Annotated in this window: 21 protein-coding genes; 20 read left to right on the plus strand and 1 reads right to left on the minus strand. The window is 72.2% G+C overall.

Translation table 11 applies throughout. From position 1 onward, the window contains the following. Positions 1-23 precede the first annotated feature (23 nt). The 16 genes from bchF to ACLBXO_RS17010 all read left to right on the plus strand — a co-directional run bounded on the left by bchF (position 24) and on the right by ACLBXO_RS17010 (position 18,616). Positions 24-530, plus strand: coding sequence for a 2-vinyl bacteriochlorophyllide hydratase (bchF, locus tag ACLBXO_RS16935; protein ID WP_331313811.1), 507 nt, complete (start codon positions 24-26; stop codon positions 528-530). Beyond that, on the plus strand, positions 527-1,801 hold the full coding sequence (locus ACLBXO_RS16940; RefSeq protein WP_447686072.1) for a ferredoxin:protochlorophyllide reductase (ATP-dependent) subunit N: 1,275 nt from the start codon (positions 527-529) through the stop codon (positions 1,799-1,801). Before bchF ends, ACLBXO_RS16940 begins: the two co-directional genes overlap by 4 nt. 4 nt (positions 1,802-1,805) lie before the next feature. Then, on the plus strand, positions 1,806-3,398 hold the full coding sequence (gene bchB / locus ACLBXO_RS16945) for a ferredoxin:protochlorophyllide reductase (ATP-dependent) subunit B (protein ID WP_447686073.1): 1,593 nt from the start codon (positions 1,806-1,808) through the stop codon (positions 3,396-3,398). Continuing rightward, complete coding sequence (locus ACLBXO_RS16950; RefSeq protein ID WP_447686074.1) at positions 3,373-7,179, plus strand: magnesium chelatase subunit H; 3,807 nt, start codon at positions 3,373-3,375, stop codon at positions 7,177-7,179. Before bchB ends, ACLBXO_RS16950 begins: the two co-directional genes overlap by 26 nt. Continuing rightward, the gene (gene bchL, locus ACLBXO_RS16955) at positions 7,176-8,069 is read left to right on the plus strand and encodes a ferredoxin:protochlorophyllide reductase (ATP-dependent) iron-sulfur ATP-binding protein (protein ID WP_331313807.1); all 894 of its coding nucleotides are present in this window, start codon (positions 7,176-7,178) and stop codon (positions 8,067-8,069) included. The genes ACLBXO_RS16950 and bchL overlap by 4 nt, the downstream gene beginning before the upstream one ends. Before the next feature lie 16 nt (positions 8,070-8,085). Further along, a complete protein-coding gene (gene bchM / locus ACLBXO_RS16960; protein ID WP_331313806.1) occupies positions 8,086-8,841 on the plus strand; it encodes a magnesium protoporphyrin IX methyltransferase in 756 nt (251 codons plus the stop codon). Beyond that, on the plus strand, positions 8,838-10,265 hold the full coding sequence (locus ACLBXO_RS16965) for a BCD family MFS transporter (protein WP_331313805.1): 1,428 nt from the start codon (positions 8,838-8,840) through the stop codon (positions 10,263-10,265). Before bchM ends, ACLBXO_RS16965 begins: the two co-directional genes overlap by 4 nt. Before the next feature lie 18 nt (positions 10,266-10,283). Then, a complete protein-coding gene (puhA, locus tag ACLBXO_RS16970; RefSeq protein ID WP_331313804.1) occupies positions 10,284-11,063 on the plus strand; it encodes a photosynthetic reaction center subunit H in 780 nt (259 codons plus the stop codon). After that, positions 11,060-11,710 (plus strand): photosynthetic complex putative assembly protein PuhB, encoded by a 651-nt coding sequence (gene puhB / locus ACLBXO_RS16975; protein WP_331313802.1) that lies wholly within the window; start codon positions 11,060-11,062, stop codon positions 11,708-11,710. Before puhA ends, puhB begins: the two co-directional genes overlap by 4 nt. Before the next feature lie 11 nt (positions 11,711-11,721). After that, the gene (puhC, locus tag ACLBXO_RS16980) at positions 11,722-12,222 is read left to right on the plus strand and encodes a photosynthetic complex assembly protein PuhC (RefSeq protein WP_331313801.1); all 501 of its coding nucleotides are present in this window, start codon (positions 11,722-11,724) and stop codon (positions 12,220-12,222) included. Beyond that, positions 12,222-12,518 carry a hypothetical protein gene (locus tag ACLBXO_RS16985; protein WP_192710362.1) on the plus strand — a complete coding sequence of 99 codons (297 nt, stop codon included), beginning with the start codon at positions 12,222-12,224 and terminating at the stop codon, positions 12,516-12,518. Before puhC ends, ACLBXO_RS16985 begins: the two co-directional genes overlap by 1 nt. Continuing rightward, positions 12,515-13,603, plus strand: a complete 1,089-nt coding sequence (gene acsF / locus ACLBXO_RS16990) for a magnesium-protoporphyrin IX monomethyl ester (oxidative) cyclase (RefSeq protein ID WP_331313800.1) — start codon at positions 12,515-12,517, stop codon at positions 13,601-13,603. Before ACLBXO_RS16985 ends, acsF begins: the two co-directional genes overlap by 4 nt. 1 nt (position 13,604) lies before the next feature. Then, positions 13,605-14,399, plus strand: coding sequence for a putative photosynthetic complex assembly protein PuhE (gene puhE, locus ACLBXO_RS16995; protein WP_012318818.1), 795 nt, complete (start codon positions 13,605-13,607; stop codon positions 14,397-14,399). A gap of 112 nt (positions 14,400-14,511) precedes the next feature. After that, positions 14,512-15,729: a 5-aminolevulinate synthase gene (gene hemA / locus ACLBXO_RS17000; RefSeq protein ID WP_331313799.1), complete on the plus strand. Its 1,218-nt coding sequence runs from the start codon at positions 14,512-14,514 to the stop codon at positions 15,727-15,729. A gap of 170 nt (positions 15,730-15,899) precedes the next feature. Then, positions 15,900-16,910, plus strand: coding sequence for a magnesium chelatase ATPase subunit I (gene bchI, locus ACLBXO_RS17005; protein ID WP_331313798.1), 1,011 nt, complete (start codon positions 15,900-15,902; stop codon positions 16,908-16,910). Continuing rightward, positions 16,907-18,616 carry a magnesium chelatase subunit D gene (locus ACLBXO_RS17010; protein ID WP_447686075.1) on the plus strand — a complete coding sequence of 570 codons (1,710 nt, stop codon included), beginning with the start codon at positions 16,907-16,909 and terminating at the stop codon, positions 18,614-18,616. Before bchI ends, ACLBXO_RS17010 begins: the two co-directional genes overlap by 4 nt. A 31-nt stretch (positions 18,617-18,647) precedes the next feature. On the opposite strand, the gene ACLBXO_RS17015 is transcribed toward ACLBXO_RS17010, so the two are convergent. Next, positions 18,648-18,794, minus strand: a complete 147-nt coding sequence (locus ACLBXO_RS17015) for a hypothetical protein (RefSeq protein WP_331313796.1) — start codon at positions 18,792-18,794, stop codon at positions 18,648-18,650. Between the two features lie 210 nt (positions 18,795-19,004). On the opposite strand from ACLBXO_RS17015, the gene bchO reads away from it, so the two are divergent. The 4 genes from bchO to ACLBXO_RS17035 all read left to right on the plus strand — a co-directional run bounded on the left by bchO (position 19,005) and on the right by ACLBXO_RS17035 (position 22,471). Beyond that, on the plus strand, positions 19,005-19,913 hold the full coding sequence (gene bchO / locus ACLBXO_RS17020; protein ID WP_331313795.1) for an alpha/beta fold hydrolase BchO: 909 nt from the start codon (positions 19,005-19,007) through the stop codon (positions 19,911-19,913). Between the two features lie 83 nt (positions 19,914-19,996). Beyond that, the gene (locus ACLBXO_RS17025; RefSeq protein WP_331313794.1) at positions 19,997-20,782 is read left to right on the plus strand and encodes a gamma-glutamyl-gamma-aminobutyrate hydrolase family protein; all 786 of its coding nucleotides are present in this window, start codon (positions 19,997-19,999) and stop codon (positions 20,780-20,782) included. Between the two features lie 295 nt (positions 20,783-21,077). Next, positions 21,078-21,830 carry a guanitoxin biosynthesis heme-dependent pre-guanitoxin N-hydroxylase GntA gene (gene gntA / locus ACLBXO_RS17030; RefSeq protein ID WP_331313793.1) on the plus strand — a complete coding sequence of 251 codons (753 nt, stop codon included), beginning with the start codon at positions 21,078-21,080 and terminating at the stop codon, positions 21,828-21,830. A 44-nt stretch (positions 21,831-21,874) separates the two neighbouring features. After that, on the plus strand, positions 21,875-22,471 hold the full coding sequence (locus tag ACLBXO_RS17035; protein ID WP_331313816.1) for an urea carboxylase-associated family protein: 597 nt from the start codon (positions 21,875-21,877) through the stop codon (positions 22,469-22,471). Positions 22,472-22,542: the final 71 nt, after the last annotated feature.

The raw sequence follows: 22,542 nt of genomic DNA on the forward strand, positions 1-22,542 counted from the left end.
GCCGATCACAAGGGAGCGGATGCATGGGTCCCGAGGACCGGCCGGCACGACCGCTCTACACGCCCGCCGAACGGCGCCGGCGCGATTCTTCGCCCTGGACCATGATCCAGGGGGTGCTGGCGCCTCTCCAGTTCGCGATCTTCCTGATTAGCCTCGCCCTGGTGCTGCGCGCCCTGGCCACCGACGACGGCCTGCGCGCGGCCGAGATCTCGGTCATCGTGAAGACCGTGGCCCTGTACGCGATCATGGTCACCGGCTCGATCTGGGAGAAGGTCGTATTCGGACGGTGGCTCTTCGCCCCTGCCTTCTTCTGGGAGGACGCGGTCAGCATGCTGGTGCTGGCCCTCCACACCGCCTACCTCGCGGCCCTCGCCACGGGCGTCCTGAGCGGGCAGGCGCTGCTGCTCCTCGCGCTGGCGGCGTACGCGACATACGTGGTCAACGCGGCCCAGTTCCTCCTGAAGCTCAGGGCCGCGCGCCTGGAAGGTGCAGGCAGCCGCGCGCCGCGTCTCGCGGAGGCGCTGCCGTGAACGCTCCTCTGGCCCACCAGCCGCCCTGCGGCGGGATCGACCTGCATCAGGAGCAGGGCCAGCGGGCCGTGTTCTGCGGGCTCACCGGCATCGTCTGGCTGCATCGGAAGATCCAGGACGCGTTCTTCCTCGTGGTCGGCTCGCGCACCTGCGCGCACCTGATTCAGTCCGCCGCCGGCGTGATGATCTTCGCCGAGCCGCGCTTTGCCACCGCGATCATCGACGAACGCGACCTCGCCGGCATCGCCGACGCCAACGAGGAACTCGACCGGGTGGTGACCCGGCTGATCGAGCGCCGGCCCGACATCAAGCTCCTGTTCCTCGTGGGCTCCTGTCCGTCCGAGGTGATCAAGCTCGACCTGTCCCGGGCGGCGCAGCGCCTGTCGAGCCGCCTGAATCCGGTCCGGGTGCTGAATTATTCGGGCTCCGGCATCGAGACCACGTTCACGCAGGGCGAGGATGCCTGCCTCGCGGCCCTGGTGCCGGACCTGCCCCACGATGCGGATGCGGCGGCGCCGTCGCTCCTCGTGGTCGGCGCGCTGGCCGACGTGGTCGAGGACCAGTTCCTGCGGATGTTTTCCGCGATGGGGATCGCGGATGTCCGGTTCCTGCCCGCCCGCCGGGCCAACGCGATGCCGGCCATCGGGCGCAACACGCGATACCTGCTGGCCCAGCCGTTCCTGACCGACACGGCACGCGCCCTCGAAGAGCGCGGCGCCCGCCGGCTGCCCGCGCCCTTCCCGCTCGGCGCCGAGGGCACGACCGGCTGGCTGCGGGCGGCCGCCGAGGCCTTCGGCGTCTCCGACGCAACCTTCGAGGCCGCGACCGCGCCGGGTCGCGCCCGCGCCGAGACCGCGCTGGCGCCCCACCGGGACAAGCTCGGCGGCAAGCGCGTGTTCTTCTTCCCCGATTCGCAATTGGAGGTGCCGCTCGCCCGCTTCCTCGCCCGGGAACTCGGCGCCGAGCTGGTGGAGGTCGGCACGCCCTATCTGCACCGGGGGCATCTCGCCGCCGAGATCGAGCTTCTTCCCGCCGGCACGCGCGTGACCGAGGGCCAGAGCCTCGACGACCAGATGGACCGCTGCCGGGCGGCCCGGCCGGACCTGACGGTCTGCGGCCTCGGCCTCGCCAACCCGCTGGAGGCGGAGGGTCTGTCGACCAAGTGGTCGATCGAGCTGCTGTTCACGCCCGTACAGGGCTACGAGCAGGCCGGCGACCTCGCCGAGCTGTTCGTGCGCCCGCTCCGGCGCCGCGCCTTGCTGGAGGTGTAGCGCCATGCAGCTCACCCTCTGGACCTACGAGGGGCCCCCTCACATCGGCGCGATGCGCGTCGCCACGGCGATGTCCGGGCTGCACTACGTCCTGCACGCGCCGCAGGGCGACACCTACGCCGACCTGCTATTCACGATGATCGAGCGGCGGGACGCCCGCCCGCCCGTGACCTACACGACCTTCCGGGCCCAGGATCTGGGCCGCGACACCGCCGAGCTGTTCAAGCAGGCGGTCTCGGCCGCCCACGCGCGGGTCCAGCCGCAGGCGATGATCGTCGGCGCCTCCTGCACCGCCGAGCTGATCCAGGACGATCCGGGCGGCCTCGCCAAGGCACTCGACCTGCCGATCCCGGTGATCCCGCTGGAGCTCCCCGCCTACCAGAAGAAGGAGAACTGGGGCGCGTCGGAGACCTTCTACCGGCTGGTCCGCGCCCTCGCCGGGCCGCCAGCCCCGCGCCCGGCACGGGAGCCCGGGCAGCGCCCGCTCTGCAACATCCTCGGGCCGACCGCGCTCGGCTTCCGTCACCGGGACGACCTGATCGAGATCCGCCGGCTCCTCGACACCCTCGGCATCGCGGTGAACGTCGTGGCGCCGCTGGGGGCTACGCCCGCCGATCTCGGCCGGCTGCGGGACGCCGATTTCAACGTCGTGCTCTACCCAGAGACCGGCCGGGCGGCGGCAGAATACCTTAAGAAGAACTTCGGGCAGCCGTTCACGCAAACCATCCCGATCGGCGTCGGCGGCACCCGCCGGTTCGTCGAAGAGGTGGCGGGCCTCGCCGGGACCGATCCGGCCCCGGTGCTCGACGGCCCCGGCTCGCGGCTGCCCTGGTACTCCCGCTCGGTCGATTCGACCTACCTTACGGCCAAGCGCGTCTTCGTGTTCGGCGACGCCACGCACGCGATCGGCATCGCCCGGGTCGCCGCGAAGGAACTCGGCTTCACGGTCGTCGGGCTCGGCACCTACGGCCGCGAATTCGCCCGCGAGGTCCGCGCCGAGGCGGCCGAGCACGGCATCGAGGCGCTGATCACCGACGACTACCTCGACGTCGAGGCGGCGATCCGCGCGGCAGCGCCAGAGCTCGTGCTCGGCACCCAGATGGAACGCCACGTCGCCAAGCGGCTCGGCATCCCCTGCGCGGTGATCTCGGCCCCGGTCCATGTCCAGGATTTCCCGGCCCGCTACGCCCCGCAGATGGGCTTCGAGGGCGCCAACGTCCTGTTCGACACCCTGGTCCATCCGCTGATGATGGGCCTCGAAGAACACCTCCTCGGCATGTTCCGGGAGGATCCCGAATTTCACGACGGCGTCGGCCCCTCGCATCTCGGCGGCAAGTCCTTCGGGACTCCGGCGGACGGGGCGCTCGAGGCCGCGGAACGGGCGCCGGCCGACACCCCTCCGACGCCGGCGCCCGTTCCGATTCTCCTGGACCGCGCGGCGGCTTGGTCGCCGGAGGCCGAGAAGGAGCTGAAGAAGATCCCGTTCTTCGTGCGGGGCAAGGCGCGCACCAACACCGAGACCTTCGCCCGGGAGCGGCACCTGCCGCTCATCACCCTCGAGACCCTCTACGATGCCAAAGCGCATTACGGCCGCTAGAGCGCTCTCCGCCGAGGTGGACGCCGGCTCGGCGCAAGGGAGCGCGTCGAAGTCGTGGCTTGGCGCAGGGCTCCGTCGCGGCGCGATCGGGCCCGCAGCCAAGCCGCCGATCCGCGTCGTCATCGTCACGCTCGACAATCACTTGGCGAGCGCGGTGGAACGGGCGCGCCTGCGCCTCCGGTCGGAGATGCCCGGGCTGGTGCTGGGCTTCCACGCGGCCGCCGAGTGGGAGAACGATCCCGCCACCCTGGAGGCCTGCCGGGCCGACATCGCGCAGGCCGACATCGTGCTCTCGGCCATGCTGTTCATGGACGAGCATGTCCGGGCGATCCTGCCGGCGCTGGCGGCCCGGCGCGATGGCTGCGACGCGATGGTCGGCTGCCTCTCGGCCGGCGAGGTGGTGAAGACCACGAAACTCGGCCGCTTCGACATGAGCGGCACCAAGCGCAGCGCCCTCGACTTCCTGAAGAAGCTCCGCGGCAAGCCGGGCCAGCAGGGCAATGCCGGCCGCCAGATGGCGCTCGTGCGCAAGCTGCCGAAGATCCTGCGCTTCATCCCGGGCTCGGCCCAGGACGTGCGCGCCTACTTCCTCACCCTGCAATACTGGCTCGCGGGGTCGGACGAGAACGTCGCCGCCCTGGTGCGCTTCCTCGTGCACCGCTACGCGGCCGGCGCGCGCGCCGCCTGGCGCGAGGGTCCGGCGGCGCCTGCGCCCCTCGATTACCCGGAGACCGGCCTCTACCACCCGCGCCTGCACGGCCGGATCGGCGCCGACCCGTCGCGGCTGCCGCGCCTCGCGGGCGCCCGGGGCCGGGTCGGCCTGCTGGTGATGCGCAGCTATGTGCTCGCCGGCAACACCGCCCATTACGACGGCGTCATCGCCGCCCTGGAGGCGCAGGGCCTCGACGTGGTGCCGGCCTTCGCCAGCGGCCTCGACAACCGCCCGGCGGTGGAGGCCTTCTTCATGCGAGACGGGCGCGCCGCGATCGACGCGATGGTCTCGCTCACCGGCTTCTCGCTGGTCGGCGGCCCCGCCTACAACGACGCAGCCGCCGCCGAGGCGATGCTGGCCCGCCTCGACGTGCCGTACCTCGCCGCCCAGGCGCTGGAATTCCAGACGATCGAGCAGTGGGAGGCGGGGGACCGCGGCCTGTCGCCGGTCGAGGCGACCATGATGGTCGCGATCCCCGAACTCGACGGCGCCACCGCCCCAATGGTGTTCGGCGGCCGCTCCTCGGCCTCCGGCAGCGACAATGCCCGGGACATGCGGGTCCACCCTGAGCGCGCCGCCCGCCTCGCCGAGCGGGTCGCCCGGCTGGTGTCGCTCCGCCGGACCGCGAGGCCTGAGCGGAAGCTCGCCGTCGTGCTGTTCAACTTCCCGCCCAATGCCGGCGCCACGGGCACGGCGGCGTTCCTGTCGGTCTACGCCTCGCTGCTCAACACCCTGAAGGGTCTGGCGGCGGACGGCTACACGGTGGAGGTCCCCGAGAGCGTCGATGCCCTGCGCGCGGCGATCCTGGAGGGCAATACCAAGCGCTACGGGACCCAGGCCAACGTCCACGCCCGCATCCCGGCCGAGGATCATCTGCGCCGCGAGCCCCACCTCGCCGAGATCGAGGCCCAGTGGGGCCCGGCGCCGGGCCGCCACCTGACCAACGGCGGCGAGATCTTCGTCCTCGGCGCGCAGTTCGGCAACGTCTTCGTCGGAGTCCAGCCGGCCTTCGGCTACGAGGGCGACCCGATGCGGCTGCTGTTCGAGCGCGGCTTCGCGCCGACCCACGCGTTCTCGGCCTTCTACCGCTACCTGCGCGAGGACTTTTCCGCCGACGCCGTCCTGCATTTCGGCACCCACGGGGCGCTCGAATTCATGCCCGGCAAGCAGACCGGCCTATCCGAGGCCTGCTGGCCGGAGCGGCTGATCGGGGCGCTGCCGAACGTCTACCTCTATGCGGCCAACAATCCATCCGAAGGAACGCTCGCCAAGCGCCGCTCCGCCGCGACGCTGGTGAGCTACCTGACCCCGAGCCTCGCGGCGGCCGGGCTCTATCGCGGCTTGCTCGATCTCAAGAGCTCGATCGAGCGCTGGCGCGGCCTCGGCCCCGAGGCGGCGCCCGAGCGCGGCAGCCTTGCCGAGCTGATCCAGCAGCAGGGTGCGGCGGTCGATCTCGTGGCCGCGGAGCCCGCGTGGAGCGGCGATCTGGAGGCGCGGGTCTCCGGCCTCTGGGCCGCCCTTCAGGAACTCGAGCAGACCCTGATCCCGCACGGTCTCCACGTGGTCGGCCAGGGCACGCCGGCGGAGGAGCGGGTCGACCTGCTCCTGGCGCTCGCCGAGTCGGCCCACGGCGTGCGGCCGGAGCGGGCCGGGATCGAGGCCCTGGTGGCGGGGCAGGGGATCGAGGCGGCGCTGAAGGCGTCCGGCCTGCCCGCCGACGAGGCGACCCGCGAAGTCCTGAAAAATCTGGCCGAAACCGACCGGCTGCTGTCCCGCGACCACGAGGTGCCGGCCCTGCTGCGCGCGCTGGACGGCCGCTTCGTACCGCCGGTGGCCGGCGGCGACCTGCTGCGCAACCCGGCCGTGCTGCCGACCGGCCGCAACATCCACGGCTTCGACCCCTACCGCCTGCCCTCTGCCTTCGCGGTGGCCGACGGCGCACGGCAGGTGGCCCGGATCCTCGAGCGCTTCGCCGCGGACGGAAAGCCCTGCCCGGAGAGCGTCGCCCTGGTCCTGTGGGGCACCGACAACCTCAAGAGCGAGGGCGGCCCGATCGCGCAGGCGCTGGCGCTGATCGGCGCAAGGCCCCGCTTCGACGGCTACGGCCGGCTCAGCGGCGCCGAGTTGGTCCCGCTCGAGACCCTCGGCCGCCCGCGCATCGACGCGGTGGTCACCCTCTCGGGCATTTTTCGCGATCTGTTGCCTTTGCAGACCAAGCTTCTGGCTGAAGCGTCGTATCTCGCCGCCACCGCCGACGAGCCGGTGGAGCAGAACTTCGTCCGCAAGCACGCCCTGGCGATCCAGGTCGAGCAGGGCTGCGATCTGGAGACCGCGTCCCTGCGGGTCTTCTCCAACGCCGAGGGGGCCTACGGCGCCAACGTCAACCACTTGGTCGATTCCGGGAACTGGGACGACGACGCCGAGCTGTGCGAGACCTTCTCCCGCCGCAAGAGCTTCGCCTACGGCCGCACCGGCCGCCCGGCGCCGCAGCGCGCGCTGATGCAGGCGGTGCTCGCCTCCGTCGACATGGCCTACCAGAATCTCGATTCGGTCGAGGTCGGCGTCACCTCGGTCGATCACTACTTCGACGGGCTCGGCGGCATGGGCCGGGCGGTGGCCCGGGCCAAGGGCGAGTCGGTGCCGATCTACATCAGCGACCAGACCCGCGGGGAGGGGCGCGTCCGCTCCCTGGAGGAGCAGGTGGCGCTGGAGACGCGCACCCGGATGCTCAACCCGAAATGGTACGAGGGCCTGCTCGGCCACGGCTACGAGGGTGTCCGCCAGATCGAGACGCATCTCACCAACACGGTCGGCTGGTCGGCCACCGCCAACGCGGTCCAGCCCTGGATCTACGAGCGGATCACCGAGACCTACGTCCTCGACCCCGCCATGCGCGAGCGCATGGCGGCCCTCAACCCCACCGCCTCCGCCAAGGTCGCCCAACGGCTGATCGAGGCCCACCGGCGCGGCTTCTGGACTCCCAACGCAGAGATGCGGGACGCCCTCGACCGGGCCGAGGAGGAGCTGGAGGATCGTCTCGAAGGCGTCACCACAGGAGTCGCCGCATGAACATCGCCATCCGCAATCCGGTCGTCGCCCGGAAGGAAGAAGGCAGCGTCCAGGTCGCCCTCGATCCGGACCTGAAGATCGAGACCGCCAAGGTCTTCGCGGTCTACGGCAAGGGCGGGATCGGGAAGTCGACCACCTCGTCGAACCTGTCAGTGGCCTTCTCGAAGCTCGGCAAAAGGGTGCTGCAGATCGGCTGCGACCCGAAGCACGACTCGACCTTCACGCTGACCAAGCGCCTCGCCCCGACGGTGATCGACGCCCTGGAGGCGGTGAACTTCCACTCCGAGGAGCTGCGCGTCGAGGATTTCGTGGTCGAGGGCTACAACGGCGTGATGTGCGTCGAGGCCGGCGGCCCCCCGGCCGGCACCGGCTGCGGCGGCTACGTGGTCGGCCAGACGGTGAAGCTCCTCAAGGAGCACCATCTCCTGGAGGACACCGACGTCGTGGTGTTCGACGTGCTGGGCGATGTGGTCTGCGGCGGCTTCGCCTCGCCGCTCCAGCACGCCGACCAGGCGCTGATCGTCACCGCCAACGACTTCGACTCGATCTTCGCCATGAACCGGATCGTCGCTGCGATCCACGCCAAGTCGAAGAACTACCCGGTGCGCCTGGGGGGCGTCATCGCCAACCGCTCGGCCAAGACCGACGAGATCGACCGGTTCAACGACGCGGTCGGCCTGAGGCGGCTGGCCCACTTCCCCGATCTCGACGTGGTCCGCCGCTCGCGGCTCAAGAAGTCGACCCTGTTCGAGATGGACTCGTCCCCGGAGCTCGACGCCGTGACCGCCGAGTACATGCGGCTCGCCGAGACGCTCTGGTCGGGCGCCGCGCCCTGCGAGGCAGTCCCGATGAAGGACCGCGACCTGTTCGAGTTCCTCGGTTTCGATTGAGTTTGGGGTCCGACCGATGGCCAGCGCCAGCTACGACGCCCGGCGGGGCGAGCTCACCACCTACTTCGACCGCACCGCGGTCGAGGCGTGGTCGCGCCTGACCTCGGACGCCCCGGTCAGTCGGATCCGCGCCACCGTACGCGCTGGCCGCGACGCCATGCGGGCGACGCTGCTCTCCTGGCTACCGGCCGACATGACCGGCCTGCGGCTGCTCGACGCCGGTTGCGGCACCGGGGCGCTGAGCGTCGAGGCGGCGCGCCGCGGGGCCGAGGTGGTGGCCATCGACGTCTCGCCGACGCTGATCGGGCTGGCGCAGGAGCGACTGCCGGCGATCTCCGGCGCGGGGCGCATCGACTTCCGCGTCGGCGACATGCTCGATCCGGCGCTCGGCCGCTTCGACCACGTCGTGGCCATGGATTCGCTGATCCACTACCGCGCCGTCGACATCGCGCGGGCGCTGGCGGTTCTGGGCGCGCGCACGGACGGCTCGGTGCTGTTCACCGTGGCGCCGCGCACGGCGCTGCTGACTGTGATGCACGCCGCCGGGAAGTTCTTTCCGCGCGGCGACCGCTCGCCGGCCATCGTGCCGGTGACCGAGGGCGGGCTGCGGCGGCGGATCGCTTCGGAGAAGGCCCTCGCCACCTTCGCCTGGACCCAGAGCCACCGGATCAACAGCGGGTTCTACCTGTCGAACGCGGTCGCGCTGACGCGCACCCTGCCTCCCGCCGCGGATGGGGGAGCAAGCCCGGCGGTACCCGGGGTGCGACCATGACCCCCGCCCGCAAGCTCACCGATGCCCTGATGCGCCTCGGTCCGGCCGTGCTTCCCTTCGCGGATGCCGCCACCGTCGAGCTGCCGCTGGGACGTCTGCTCCGCCTCGCCCTGTTCCAGGTGACCGTCGGCATGGCGGCGGTGCTGCTGATCGGCACCCTGAACCGGGTGATGATCGTCGAGCTCGGCGTCCCGGCCTGGATCGTCGCGATGATGCTGGCGCTGCCGCTGGTCTTCGCCCCCCTGCGCGCGCTGGTCGGCTTCCGCTCGGACACGCACCGCTCGGTCCTGGGCTGGCGGCGCGTGCCCTATATCTGGTTCGGCACGCTGCTCCAGTTTGGCGGCCTGGCGATCATGCCGTTCGCCCTGCTGATCCTGTCGGGCGACACGACCGGGCCGCTCTGGGTCGGCGACCTCGCGGCGGCGCTGGCCTTCCTGCTGGTCGGCGCCGGCCTGCACACCACCCAGACCGTGGGCCTCGCACTCGCCACCGACCTCGCCCCCGCCCACGCCCGGCCGAAGGTGGTGGCGCTGCTCTGCGCGGCCCTCCTGTTCGGCATGATGGCGAGCGCCGTGCTGTTCGGCCTGTTCCTCGCCCACTTCTCGGCCGTCCGGCTGATCCAAGTGATCCAGGGCGCGGCTCTGGTCACGATCATCCTCAACGGGTTCGCCCTCTGGAAGCAGGAGCCGCGCGATCCGAACCGCACACGGACGGCGCCGCAGCGGGACTTCCGGTCCTCCTGGCGGGCTTACGCGGGGCAGGGCACCGCGCGGCGCCGCCTCGTGGCGATCGGGCTCGGCACGGCGGGCTTCTCCATGCAGGACATCCTGCTCGAACCTTACGGCGGCCAGATCCTGCACCTCTCGGTCGCCGCCACCACGGCGCTGACCGCGCTGCTGGCCGCCGGCGGCGGACTCGGCCTACTGGTCGCGGCGCGCTGGCTCGGCCGCGGGGGCGACCCGTTCCGCGTGTCGGCGGTGGGTGTCGGGATCGGGATTCTGGCCTTCTCGGCGGTGGTCTTCGCCGCCCCGCTCGCCTCGGCCGACCTGTTCGCCGCGGGCGTGAGCCTGATCGGGCTCGGCGGCGGCCTGTTCGCCCACGGGACGCTCACCGCCTCGATGAACCGCGCCGGCCCCGAAGATACCGGGCTCGCGCTCGGCGCCTGGGGCGCCGTGCAGGCGACCGCGGCCGGCCTCTCGATCGCGGCGAGCGGCCTCGTGCGGGACGTGGGCGGCGCCATCGCCCAGTCGGGGGTGCTCGGCGAGGGCATGAACGAGCCCGCCATCGGCTACCTCATCGTCTACCACATCGAGATCGCCCTGCTGTTCGCGGCCCTCCTCGCCCTGGGGCCGCTGGTGCGGGAGGACGCGCGGGCTGAGACGCAACACCGACTCGGCGGCGATCTTGCCGGCCGGACGGCCTGAGATACGGGGAGGTCCACCATGCCAACCGGCGCACTCACGGGTTACGTCGACGTCGCCCAGGTCGTGCTCTACGCCTTCTTCCTCTTCTTCGCGGGGCTGGTCTTCTGGCTGCGCCGGGAGGACCGGCGGGAGGGCTACCCCCTGGAGAATGAGGCGGTCGGGCGGCGCAAGTCGGACGACCCGATCCTGATCCCGCGGTCCAAGGCGTTCCACCTGCCGGGCGGCGAGACGACCTACGCGCCGCAGGCGGTGCACGGCCGCGACGACGTCGAGACCGGAATCCCGGCCCGCAAGGTCGAGCCCTGGCCGGGGGCGCCCTACGAGCGCACCGAGTCGTCGCTCCAGGCCGGGGTCGGTCCCGGCTCCTGGGTGCTGCGGCACGACGTGCACGATCGGACCTGGGACGACGAGATCCGCATCGTGCCCCTGCGGGTGGCCAGGAACTTCGTCATCCACGAGGACGGCCCGAACCCGATCGGCATGACGGTGTTCGGCACCGACAACGCCGTCGCGGGCGTGATCAGCGACGTCTGGGTCGACCGCGGCGAGTCGCTGATCCGCTACTACGAGGTCGAGCTCCCGACGGGCGGGCGCCGGCTGATGCCGACCACGTTCTGCCGGGCCGGCGGCTTCACCAAGACGGTGACGACCGAGGCGCTGCTCGCCAGCCAGTTCGCCGACATCCCGACCACCCGCGACCCCGACAGCGTGACCTTCCTCGAGGAGGAGCGGATCATCTCGTATTTCGGCGCCGGCACGCTCTACGCGACGCCGGCCCGGGCGGAGCCCCTGATATGAGCGGCGACTTCCTCCCCGAAGGCACCCTGCGGGGTCTGCCCGGCCCGCTGCCGGCGGGCGAACGCATCCTCTGGCAGGGTGCGCCGGCCACCGCGGGGCTGCTGGTCCGGGTGTTCCACGCCCGCCTCGTGATCGCGTGGTTCTCGGTCTGCGCCCTGGCCTTCGGCCTCGCGGCGGGCTCGCCCGCCGCGGCGATGAGGGTGGTGGCGCCGACCCTGGTGATCGGCGCCGTCGCCGTCGGGCTGCTCTGGCTGCTCGCTTGGCTCACCCACCGGACGACGCTCTACACGGTGACCAACCGCCGGGTCGTGCTGCAGGCCGGCATCGCCCTGCCGGTGACCCACAACCTGCCCTTCGCGCAGATCGAGACGGCGGCCCTGCGCGCCTTCACGGACGGCAGCGGCGACCTGCCGCTGCGGTTGCGGCCGGGCCTCCGGATCGCCTACCTTCACATCTGGCCGCATGTCCGGCCCTGGCATCTCGCCCGGACCGAGCCCATGCTGCGCTCGGTGCCGGACGCGGACGCCGCGGCGGCGCTGCTGGCACGCGCCCTCGAGGCCCATGCCGACGGCACGGCGCCGCCGGTTCGGGTGGCGCGTCTCGGCCGAGCGGACGAGAATCCCGGTCGCCTCGTCGCGGCCGAATAGGGAGGGGCACGATGGGCGAGCGGGCGGAGGGCGCCGGCCGGGCCATGGCACCGTCGGTCGCGGGACCGGCACCGGCGCTGCTGATGATCGGTGCCGGAGCGCTGATGGGCTTCACCATGCTGGCGGTCCTGATCGGCCGGAGCGAGAAGGTCGGCCTCGTCGCCCTGCCGCCTGCCAAGGTGGTGGAGCGCCTCGAGTTCCGCGCCGAGGATCAGGTCGACGGCTCGATCGCCCTGCGGGACGTCGCCGACCGGCACATCGTCGCCTGGATCCGACCCGGCGAGGACGGCTTCCTGCGCGGGACCCTGCGGGGTCTCGCCCAGGCCCGCCAGCGGGAGGGCCTCGGCCCCGAGAAGCCCTTCAGCCTGACCCGCTACGACGACGGCCGCCTCGCGCTGGCCGACGAGGCGACCGGCCGCCGTGTGCCGCTCGAAGCCTTCGGGCCGACCAATGCCGGGGCCTTCGCCCGGCTGATGCCCGCGCCGGGCGCCCCCGCCACGGAGACGCGGTGATGGGCCTGTTCGGCAGCCGCACCGTCACCGTGCCCTGCACGGTGGAGATCGAGCAGACGCCCGAGAGCCTGCACGCGCACGTGACCCTCGATGCCGGCTTCGAGATCGAGCCCGGCGACGCGGTCCAGGTCCACGACGCGCCGACCTCGGTGCCCTACGGCGAGCGCCTCACCGTGCGGCGCACCGCCACGATCACCCGGGCCGGCCCGCTGGAGCGGGCCTGGACCAAGCTCATCGCCCATCTCGAGCTGACCGAACTCTACGAGGTCAGCTTCTCCGAGAGGAGGAAGCTGTGAACGCACCCGTCCCGCCGCCCTCCGGCCAGCCCGTCCCGAAGACTCCGGTCAACGAATCGACCCGGGCTGCCCAGGAGACGACCTTCCTGAGCCCGCGCTTCTACACGACCGATTTCGACGAGCTCGACCGGACCGACGTCGAGCCGGTCCGGCGCGACTGGGACGTGCTCATCGCCGAGCTGCGCTCCGACCCGAACAAGCGCCACTTCACCCGCAACGAGGAGTTCGACTGCGACCTGTCGCGGATGGAGCCCGAGTTGCGGAAGGAGTTCCTGGACTTCCTGGTCTCGTCCATCACGGCGGAATTTTCCGGCTGCGTGCTCTACGCGGAGATGAGGAAGCGGGCCAAGAACAAGGATATCAAGGAGCTGTTCGGCTTCATGAGCCGCGACGAGGCGCGCCACGCGGGCTTCATCAACGACACGCTCAAGGACTTCGGCATCGGCGTGGATCTGGGCTTCCTCACCAAGTCCAAGAAGTACACGTTCTTCCGGCCGAAGTTCATCTTCTACGCCACCTATCTGTCGGAAAAGATCGGGTACGCCCGCTACATCACGATCTTCCGCGAGCTGGAGCGGCACCCGGAGCGGCGCATCCACCCGATCTTCAAGTGGTTCGAGCTGTGGTGCAACGACGAGTTCCGCCACGGCGAGGCCTTCGCGCTGCTGATGCGGGCGAACCCGAAGCTGACGAGCGGCGTGAACCGCTACTGGATCCGGTTCTTCCTGCTCGCGGTCTTCGCCACGATGTACGTGCGCGACCATCACCGCCCGGCCTTCCACGCCGCGCTCGGGGTCGATCCCAGCGACTACGACTTCAAGGTCTTCCGGATCACTTCGGAGATCTCCCGCCAGACCTTCCCGCTGGAGCTCGATATCGACAATCCGAAGTTCAAGGCGGGGCTCGACCGGCTCCTCGCCTGCTCCCGGGCGATCGCCGACGCCAAGGCGCGGGGCGGCCTCGTCGGCAAGGCCCTGCAGGGCCTCCACGCCGCGCGCGCCGCCGTGACCTTCGCGCGGCTCTATCTCCTGCCCGTCAAGGCCAACGCCCTGCCGGCCGATATCCGCCTCCAGCCGGTCTGGTAGCATGGGGACCTACGCCGCCCCGGTCCTGTACGCGGTGCTGCTCTGGTGGTTCTCCACCGGGCTGATCCTGCTGCTCGACCACGCCCCGCGGCGGACGCATCCGTGGAGCATGGCCGGGGCGACCCTCCTGCTCGCCGGCGCCCTGGTGGCGATCCGGTCCAGCGCCGCCGACACGAGCGCCACGGGGGCCTACACGGCCTTCACGGCGGCGCTCGTCGTCTGGGGCTGGCAGGAGATGAGCTACTACATGGGCTTCCTGTCGGGCCCGCGGCCCGTCGCCTGCGCGCCGAGCGTGCGCGGCCTCGACCGGTTCCTCGCCGCGCTCGCCACCAGCCTGTGGCACGAATTCGCCATCGTGGTCGGCGGCCTCGCGATCCTGGCGCTGGTCTGGGGCAGCCCCAACCGCTTCGCCCTGTGGACCTACGGCACGCTGGTCGTGATGAACCTGTCGGCGCGACTCAACCTGTTCCTCGGGGTGCGCAACCTCCACGCCGAGTTCCTGCCGGACCATCTCGGCTACCTCGCCTGCTACCTGTCCCGGAAGCCGATGAACCTGCTGTTCCCGGTCTCGGTGAGCCTCGGGACCATCGCGGCGGCCCTGCTCGGGCGCGCGGCGCTCGGAGCCGACCTGCTGGAGCACGAGCTGATCGGCTTCACGGTCCTGGCGACGCTGACCGCGCTCGCCACGCTGGAGCACTGGTTCCTGATGCTGCCGCTGCCCTCGGCGGAGCTGTGGCGCTGGAGCCTGCCGGCCCGGGCGCCCGGGGAGGCGGCCGGACCGCCGGACCACGTGTAGGCCGAGGGATCATCGCGGGGCGACGCACGTCCACCAATCTGGAACTGGTCTTGTGCGAAGTCCGGTGTCACAGGCGGGATCAACCCGCAGGGTTTGTTCGGGGAGAGGCGACATGGATTACGAGACCTTCTTCGAAGGCGAGATCGCCGGGCTCCACCGGGAGGGCCGCTACCGGGTCTTCACCGACCTCGAGCGCCACGCCGGCAACTTCCCGCACGCCACCCACCACCACGCGGGCGGCACCCGGCCGGTCACGGTCTGGTGCTCCAACGACTATCTCGGCATGGGCCAGCACCAGACCGTCACCGGGGCGATGCACGAGGCGATCGACCGCTGCGGCGCCGGCGCCGGCGGCACCCGCAACATCTCGGGCACCAACCACTACCATGTGCTCCTTGAGCAGGAACTCGCCGACCTCCACGGCAAGGAGGCGGCCCTGCTGTTCACCTCCGGCTACGTGTCGAACTGGGCGGCGCTCGGGACCCTGGCCTCGCGCCTGCCGAACTGCGCCGTCTTCTCCGATTCCGAGAACCACGCCTCGATGATCGAGGGAATCCGGTTCTCCCGCGCCGAGCGCCACATCTTCCGCCACAACGACCCGGAGGACCTGAACCGGAAGCTCGGCCTGATCGACCCCGCCCGACCGAAGCTGGTGGCGTTCGAGTCGGTCTACTCGATGGACGGCGACATCGCGCCGATCGCCGAGATCTGCGACGTGGCCGAGGCCCACGGGGCGCTCACCTATCTGGACGAGGTCCACGCGGTCGGCCTCTACGGCGCGCGCGGCGGCGGCATCTCGGAGCGGGACGGCGTCGCCCACCGGCTCGACGTGATCGAGGGCACGCTCGGCAAGGCCTTCGCGGTGCACGGCGGCTACATCACGGCGTCCGAGAAGCTCTGCGACTTCGTGCGCAGCTTCGCGTCGGGCTTCATCTTCACGACCTCGCTGCCGCCGGCCGTCGCGGCGGGCGCGGCGGCGTCGATCCGCCACCTCAAGGAGAGCGGCGTCGAGCGGGCCCGGCATCAGGAGCGCGTGGCGAAGGTCCGGCAGGCGCTCGAGGCCGCCGACATCCCGACCATGCCCAACGACAGCCACATCGTGCCGGTGATGGTCTGCGATCCCGTGCTCTGCAAGGGCATCTCCGACACCCTGCTCGACGAGTTCGGCATCTACGTGCAGCCGATCAACTACCCGACGGTCGCCCGCGGCACCGAGCGCCTGCGGATCACGCCGTCGCCGCTGCACACAGACGCCGACATCGCCCGTCTGGTCGAGGCGCTCACCACGATCTGGGGGCGGATCGGGCTCCGGCAGAAGGCCGCGGAGTAGGGCTTTCCTTCTCCGCATCGCACCCTCATCCTGGGGCGCCCGCGCCAGCGGGCCTCGAGGGAGTTCGCCGGCCGCGCGTTCCCCGGGGGCCTCCGTCGCGGCCTCCGCCCCGCCGCGGCACCTCAGGATGAGGGGGTGGGTCGGATGCCCCCGCAGCATCGAGTCATCGCGTGCCCACCTTCCCCTTCTCGGCCATCGTCGGCCAGGACGAGATGCGCCAGGCGCTGCTGATCGCGGCGGTTGACCCGGCGGTCGGCGGCGTGCTCGTCTTCGGCGACCGCGGCACCGGCAAGTCCACGGCGATCCGGGCGCTGGCCGCCCTGCTGCCGCCGATGCGGGCGGTGGTCGGCTGCCCGTACAACTGCGACCCGGACAGCCCGGCGGAATCCTGCCCGCACTGCGCCGCGGGCGGCCCGCGCAAGAGCCACAAGAAGCCGGTGCCGGTGGTGGACCTGCCCCTCGGCGCCACCGAGGACCGGGTGGTCGGCACCCTCGACCTGGAGCGGGCGCTCGGCGCCGGCGTGAAGGCCTTCGAGCCGGGGCTGCTCGCCCGGGCCAACCGCGGCTTCCTGTACATCGACGAGGTCAATCTCCTCGAGGACCACCTCGTCGACCTGCTGCTCGACGTGGCGGCCTCCGGCGTCAACACGGTCGAGCGCGAGGGCCTGTCGCTGCGCCACCCGGCGCGGTTCGTCCTCGTCGGGTCCGGCAACCCGGAGGAGGGCGAGCTGCGGCCGCAGCTCCTCGACCGGTTCGGGCTCGCCTGCGAGGTCGTGACCCCGAAGGACATCCCCACCCGCATCGCGGTGGTGCGCGCCCGGGACGCCTACGAGCGCAACCCGGAGGGATTCTGCGCGGCGCACGCGGGGGCGGAGCGGAAAATTCAGAAGACAATCCTGCTGGCGCGGGAACGCCTGCCCGCGGTCACCGTCCCCGACGCCGCCCTGGAGCGCGCGGCGCGGCTCTGTCTGGCGCTGGGCACCGACGGGCTGCGCGGCGAGCTGACCCTGATGCGCACCGCCCGGGCGCTGGCCGCCCTGGACGGCGCGGAGGCGGTGACCGACGACCACCTCATTCGCATCGCCCCGGCCGCCCTGCGCCACCGGCTGCGCCGCAACCCGCTGGACGAATCCGGTTCCACCGCCCGGGTGGAGCGGGCGCTGGCGGAGGTGTTTGCGTGACGCCACCGCCGCGCATCCCCTGCCCCTCGGAGGGTGAAGGGAGGGCGCCCGATCCCTGGGCCGATCCCTGGGCCGATGCCGGTCTCGCCGCCCGGCTTCTCGCCGCCGACCCGCACGGGTTCGGCGGCGCGGTGCTGCGGGCCCCCGCCGGGCCGGTGCGCGAGCGCTGGCTCGACATCGTGCGGGCGGCGCTGCCCCCGGGAACGCCCTGGCGGCGCCTGCCGCCCGGCATCGGCGACGACGGCCTGCTCGGCGGCCTCGACCTCGCCGCGACCCTGGCGGCGGGCCGCCCCGTCGCGCGGCCCGGCCTGCTCGCGGAGGCCGATGGCGGGATCGTCGTCGTGCCCATGGCCGAGCGCCTCGCGCCGGGCACCGCATCCCGCCTCGCCGCCGCCCTCGACACCGGCGCGGCCTCGGAGCGGAGCGCCCGTTTCGGCCTGATCCTGCTCGACGAGGGCGAGGCCGACGAGGCCGTCGCCGACACCCTGGCCGACCGCCTCGCCTTCCGGATCGACCTGAGCGGACTCGGCCCCGCGGACACAGCGGTGGCCGAACCGGAACCCGCCCCGGAGGCCGCCGAGTCCGACCCGGTCGGCAGCCTCTGCGCCCTGGCCGAGGTTCTCGGGATCGCGTCGCTGCGCGGCCCGATCCTGGCGGCGCGGGTGGCGCGCGCCCTCGCAGGAGAGGGGCCGATCGGCCAGGGGGCGATCGTGGCGGCCGGACGCCTCGTCCTGGCGCCGCGCGCCACGCGCCTGCCCGCACCGGAGCAGCCCGCCCCCGAGGCCGCGGAGGCACCGGCGGAGCCGCCCGAGCCGAGCGCCGCGGAGGCGTCGGATCCGGCCGCCGCGGAGGTGCCCGACGACGTCGTGCTGGAGGCGGTGCGCGCCGCGATCCCGCCGAACCTCCTCGACCAGTTGCTGGCGGGCGCGCAGCGTCTCCCGGCCGCCAAGGCCGGCCGCGTCGGGCAGGCCGCCGCGGCCCGCACCGGCCGCCCCGTGGGCAGCCGGCGGGGCGACCCGCGGCGGGGACGGCTCGACCTGCTCGCCACCCTGCGGGCGGCGGCGCCCTGGCAGGCCATCCGCAGAGTAGAAGGAGAGATGCGCCGCATCGTGGTGCGGCGGGACGACCTGCGGATCCGGATCCTCAAGCAGCGCACCGAGACCACAACGGTGTTCTGCGTGGACGCCTCGGGCTCGGCCGCCCTGGAGCGGCTGGCGGAGGCCAAGGGCGCGGTCGAGCTGCTGCTGGCGGAGGCCTATGTCCGCCGGGACCGGGTGGCGCTGGTGGCGTTCCGCGGCGCCGGAGCGGATCTGGTCCTGCCGCCGACGCGCTCGCTCACCCGGGCCAAGCGCGGGCTCTCGGGACTGCCGGGCGGGGGCGGGACGCCGCTCGCATCGGGGATCGACGCCGCGGTCGCGGTGGCGCTCAGCGTGCGCCGTGGCGGCAGCCGGCCGGCGATCGTGCTGCTGACCGACGGGCGCGCCAACGTCGCGCGGTCGGGGGAGGGGGGACGGGCCCGGGCGGGCGCGGACGCCCTGCAGGCGGCCCGAGCCCTGCGTGCGGCCGGGCTGCAGGCCATCGTGGTCGATACCGGCACACGGGGCGAGGAGGCCCGTTCGGTCGCGGACGCGATGGGCGCCCGCTACCTGAAACTGCCGCGGGTCGAGGCCGGCCAGCTCAGCGCGGCGGTGCGGGCGGCACTCTGAGCGCCGCGCCCGTCACCCGTGCGACAGGGTGTCAGAGGTCGCCGCCGATGCCGCTGTCGGCGAGGCGCTGGTGGTGGGCGAGCCAGGAGTTCAGCATCTCGCGGACGATGGCCTTGAGGCTCCAGCTGCCGGAGACCGGGGCGGCGATGTTCTGGGTCGAGGAGGTGAAGAGGATCATGGCCTTCTCCGGAGTTGGTGGACGCGTCTTGTTCTTGCTCGCCCGTGGTATGACGTCGCTGCTGCAGCGCAGCAATCGGTCTCCGCTCACCGGTGGCATGCGGCCGCCGCATGGGATTGTTCAGTGTTACGAAATACTTCCGGCCATGAACGATAGCGCCGCCGTCGCCTCTGGATCGTCCGGCTATGCCGCAGTGCAGGATACGCGCGCATGCTGACCGGCTATGACGCGGACCGGCCCGACTGGGCCCTGGAGGGCCGGGACTGGCCCCATCGGGACACCAGCCGCTTCGTGGAGGCGGCCGGCCTGCGCTGGCACGTCCAGGAATACGGGTCTCCGGACGCCCCGACGCTGCTGCTCCTGCACGGGACCGGGGCGGCCACGCATTCGTGGCGCGGGCTGGCGCCACTGCTCGCGCGCGACTTCTTCGTGATCGCCCCGGACCTGCCGGGCCACGGCTTCACGGACCCGCTGCCCGACGCCGACCTGTCGCTGCCCGGCATGGCCCGGGCCGTGGCGGGCCTCGTGGCGGCGCTCGGCCGGCCGCCGGTCCTGGCGGCGGGCCACTCGGCCGGCGCCGCCATCCTCGCGCGCATGTGCCTCGACGGCGCCATCGCGCCCCGGCTGCTGGCGGCCTTCAACGGCGCTCTCGCGCCGCTGCCGGGGGCGGCGAACCTGCTGTTCCCCAGCATGGCGCGCCTCCTGTTCCTCAACCCGTTCACCCCCCGGATCTTCGCCTGGACGGCGGACCGGTCCGCGGCCAAGCGCCTGATCGAGGGGACCGGCTCGCGCCTCGACCCGGAGGGGGTCGACCTCTACCGGCGGCTCTTCGCCCGAGCCGGCCATGTCCGCGGGGCGCTGGGCATGATGGCGAACTGGGATCTCGCCGGGCTGCACAGCGCGCTGCCCGGCCTCGGCACCCGGACCCTGCTGATCGTCGGCGGCGACGACAGGGCCATCCTGCCGGACACTGCCTTCGCCCTGCGGGACCGCATGCCCGACGCCCGCGTCCGCCTGATCCGGGGCCTCGGCCACCTCGCCCACGAAGAGGCGCCGGAGCGCGTGGCCGAGGTGCTCCGCGCCGAGGCTTCGGACGCGGGCGTTCTGTCGCCGCCTTGAGCCGGACGGGACTGGCGCCGGCCTTGCGTGGGTCGTAGAGCCTGCCGCGGCGGGCAGGACAGGATCGAGGAGCGGCCGGAACGATGGCGAGACCCGTGATCGGCGTCATCGGCAACGCGCGCCTGATCGACAGCCGCTTCCCGGCGCAGATCGTCGGCGAGAACAACATGCGGGCGGTCGCCGCGGTGGCGGGCGCCCTGCCGCTGATGTTCGCCGCCGCTCCGGCGATGACCGACCTCGGCGACCTCCTCGACACCGTGGACGGCATCCTGCTCACGGGGGGCCGCGCCAACGTTCACCCGGCGCGCTTCAACACCGAGCCCTGCGCGGCGCACGAGCCCTACGACGAGGATCGCGACGCCGTGGCGCTGCCGCTGATCGAGGCCTGCGTGGCGGGGGGCGTGCCGCTGTTCGGCATCTGCCGCGGCTTCCAGGAGATGAACGTCGCCTTCGGGGGCAGCCTGCACCCGGAGATCCGCGACCTGCCGGGCCGGCTCAACCACCGCATGCCGCGCCTCGCGAACGGCGAGATCCACCCGGACCTGGAGGTGATCTTCGCCGACCGTCACGAGGTCCGGCTGACGCCCGGGGGCGCCTTCGCCCGCCTCCTGGCGCGCGAGACGATCCGGGTGAACTCCCTGCACGGCCAGGGCATCCTGGAACCGGGCGGGCGGATCGTGGTCGAGGGCATCGCCGAGGACGAGACGGTCGAGGCGATCCGCGTCCGCGACGCTGCGGGCTTCGCCCTGGGCGTCCAGTGGCACGCCGAGCACGATCCGGCGACCAACCCGATCAACCGCGCCCTGTTCGAGGCCTTCGGGGCCGCCGCGGCGACGCGGCACCGCGCGCGGCGGGCCGGCCGGGTCTGAGGCGCCCGCGCGGCGGCCTGGCCCAGTGCAGGGGCCCCGCGCGGCAGCACAGCGCCGGCACGCCACCGGCACCGTGAGCATTTCCGGCCTTAACCTATGTTTATCCGACCGCAATGATCCACGAAATATTGTCCGTCCAACCGGACAGATCTTGCCGGCATGCGGCAGGATTCACCTTATCCCCCGGACGACCTGTCGCAGGACGGAACAGCGGCCGCCCGGTGGTGTTCCCGGAGTCCCGAACAGTGGCCGCCTCGCGTCGAGGCCGGCCGCGCAGAGACCGGGCAGGCCCTGCATGCATCTCCCCCGCGACGACCGAGAGCACCCCCGTGCCGAGGCCTTCCGCGACTTCATCCGGAACCCGCCCTTCCCCTGCGTGGGCGCCAAATCGGCCCTGTCCCGGGGGCGGATGCGGATCGTCGTGGCCCGGGATATCACCTCGGGCTGGGACGACATGCGGATCTACCCGGCGCTGCTCGCCTTCGTGGCGCAGTACCGGGCGCAGCCCGACCTGTTCCAGAGTTTCGCGGTCGTGTTCGAGGGTCCGGGCGACCTCTCGGAGGAGGCGTTCGAGCGGAACCTCTGGGCGCGCGCGCAATCCCTGACCGACAAGGACGCCTGGCTCGGCCAGCCCCACGATTCCCGCGTGGCCGAGGATCCCGACAACCCGCACTTCTCCCTGAGCTTCGGCGGCGAGGCGTTCTTCGTGGTCGGGCTTCACCCGCAGGCGAGTCGGCCGGCGCGGCGCTTCTCGTCGCCGGTGCTGGTCTTCAATCTGCACGCGCAGTTCGAGCGGCTGCGGGCCGAGGGGCGCTACGAGAAGCTGCGCGCCGCGATCCTGGAGCGGGACGAGGCCCTCGCCGGCAGCGTGAACCCGATGCTGGCGCGCCACGGCGAGGCCTCGGAGGCGCGCCAGTACAGCGGCCGCGCGGTCGACGCGGACTGGCGCTGCCCGATGAAGGGCCGACCGGCGCCGGCCCCGGAGGCGCGGGACTGGCACCCGCCGGTCCTGACCCTCGACCGCGGGCTGCCGGGCGGCAGCGCCTGAACCGGTCGGATCGCGGACCTGAGAACGGAGTGAGCCAACCCGCCATGTGCCAAGCCGACGTGCAGACGATCGCGCCGCGTTCCGGCGTCGCCTTCACCCTCGACCGCGGCCAGCGCCTCACGGTGATCGACCCCTGCGGCGAGCAGGTGGCCGACCTCCTCGCCTTCAACCGCCACGACACGGGGGAGGTGATCTCGTCGGGCCGGACCCTCGACTACGCCAGCCGGATCTACCTGACTACCGGCGACCCGCTCTACTCGAACCGCTCCAACATCCTGCTGCGGATCGTGGAGGACACGGTGGGGCGGCACGATTTCCTGCTGACGCCGTGCTCGGCCGACACGTTCCGCATCATCTACGGCGACGCGAACCCGCATCGCGGCTGCTTCGGCAACCTCGCGGCGGCGCTCGCCCCCTACGGCATCGCGCCGGACGCGATCCCGGTGGCGTTCAACTGCTTCATGAACGTGCCGATCGACGGCGCGACCGGGGCGCTCACCGTGGCGCCGCCCCTCAGCCGGGCCGGGGACCGGATCGTGTTCGTCGCCGAGACCGACCTGATCATCGGGCTCACCGCCTGCTCGGCCCTGCAATCCAATAACGGCAGCTTCAAGCCGATCCACTACAGAGTCGGCTCGTAGCCGCAAACTCGAATAATGCTACGACCCAGCGTCGAGACTGATCTATTTAAGTCTGCCGTTCGAAACTCATC

It is taken from the genome of Methylobacterium sp. C33D (genome assembly GCF_053345825.1).

Bases quoted from the DNA above. Each gene is read 5' to 3' on its own strand.
- ACLBXO_RS16965 (WP_331313805.1), top strand. From the start codon at position 8,838: ATGACCCCCGCCCGCAAGCTCACCGATGCCCTGATGCGCCTCGGTCCG.
- puhC (WP_331313801.1), top strand. From the start codon at position 11,722: ATGGGCGAGCGGGCGGAGGGCGCCGGCCGGGCCATGGCACCGTCGGTC.
- ACLBXO_RS16950 (WP_447686074.1), top strand. From the start codon at position 3,373: ATGCCAAAGCGCATTACGGCCGCTAGAGCGCTCTCCGCCGAGGTGGAC.
- bchF (WP_331313811.1), top strand. From the start codon at position 24: ATGGGTCCCGAGGACCGGCCGGCACGACCGCTCTACACGCCCGCCGAA.
- ACLBXO_RS17025 (WP_331313794.1), top strand. From the start codon at position 19,997: ATGGCGAGACCCGTGATCGGCGTCATCGGCAACGCGCGCCTGATCGAC.
- bchB (WP_447686073.1), top strand. From the start codon at position 1,806: ATGCAGCTCACCCTCTGGACCTACGAGGGGCCCCCTCACATCGGCGCG.
- puhE (WP_012318818.1), top strand. From the start codon at position 13,605: ATGGGGACCTACGCCGCCCCGGTCCTGTACGCGGTGCTGCTCTGGTGG.
- ACLBXO_RS17015 (WP_331313796.1), bottom strand. From the start codon at position 18,794: ATGATCCTCTTCACCTCCTCGACCCAGAACATCGCCGCCCCGGTCTCC.
- ACLBXO_RS16985 (WP_192710362.1), top strand. From the start codon at position 12,222: ATGGGCCTGTTCGGCAGCCGCACCGTCACCGTGCCCTGCACGGTGGAG.
- bchL (WP_331313807.1), top strand. From the start codon at position 7,176: ATGAACATCGCCATCCGCAATCCGGTCGTCGCCCGGAAGGAAGAAGGC.
- bchM (WP_331313806.1), top strand. From the start codon at position 8,086: ATGGCCAGCGCCAGCTACGACGCCCGGCGGGGCGAGCTCACCACCTAC.
- bchO (WP_331313795.1), top strand. From the start codon at position 19,005: ATGCTGACCGGCTATGACGCGGACCGGCCCGACTGGGCCCTGGAGGGC.
- gntA (WP_331313793.1), top strand. From the start codon at position 21,078: ATGCATCTCCCCCGCGACGACCGAGAGCACCCCCGTGCCGAGGCCTTC.
- puhB (WP_331313802.1), top strand. From the start codon at position 11,060: ATGAGCGGCGACTTCCTCCCCGAAGGCACCCTGCGGGGTCTGCCCGGC.
- ACLBXO_RS17035 (WP_331313816.1), top strand. From the start codon at position 21,875: ATGTGCCAAGCCGACGTGCAGACGATCGCGCCGCGTTCCGGCGTCGCC.
- hemA (WP_331313799.1), top strand. From the start codon at position 14,512: ATGGATTACGAGACCTTCTTCGAAGGCGAGATCGCCGGGCTCCACCGG.
- puhA (WP_331313804.1), top strand. From the start codon at position 10,284: ATGCCAACCGGCGCACTCACGGGTTACGTCGACGTCGCCCAGGTCGTG.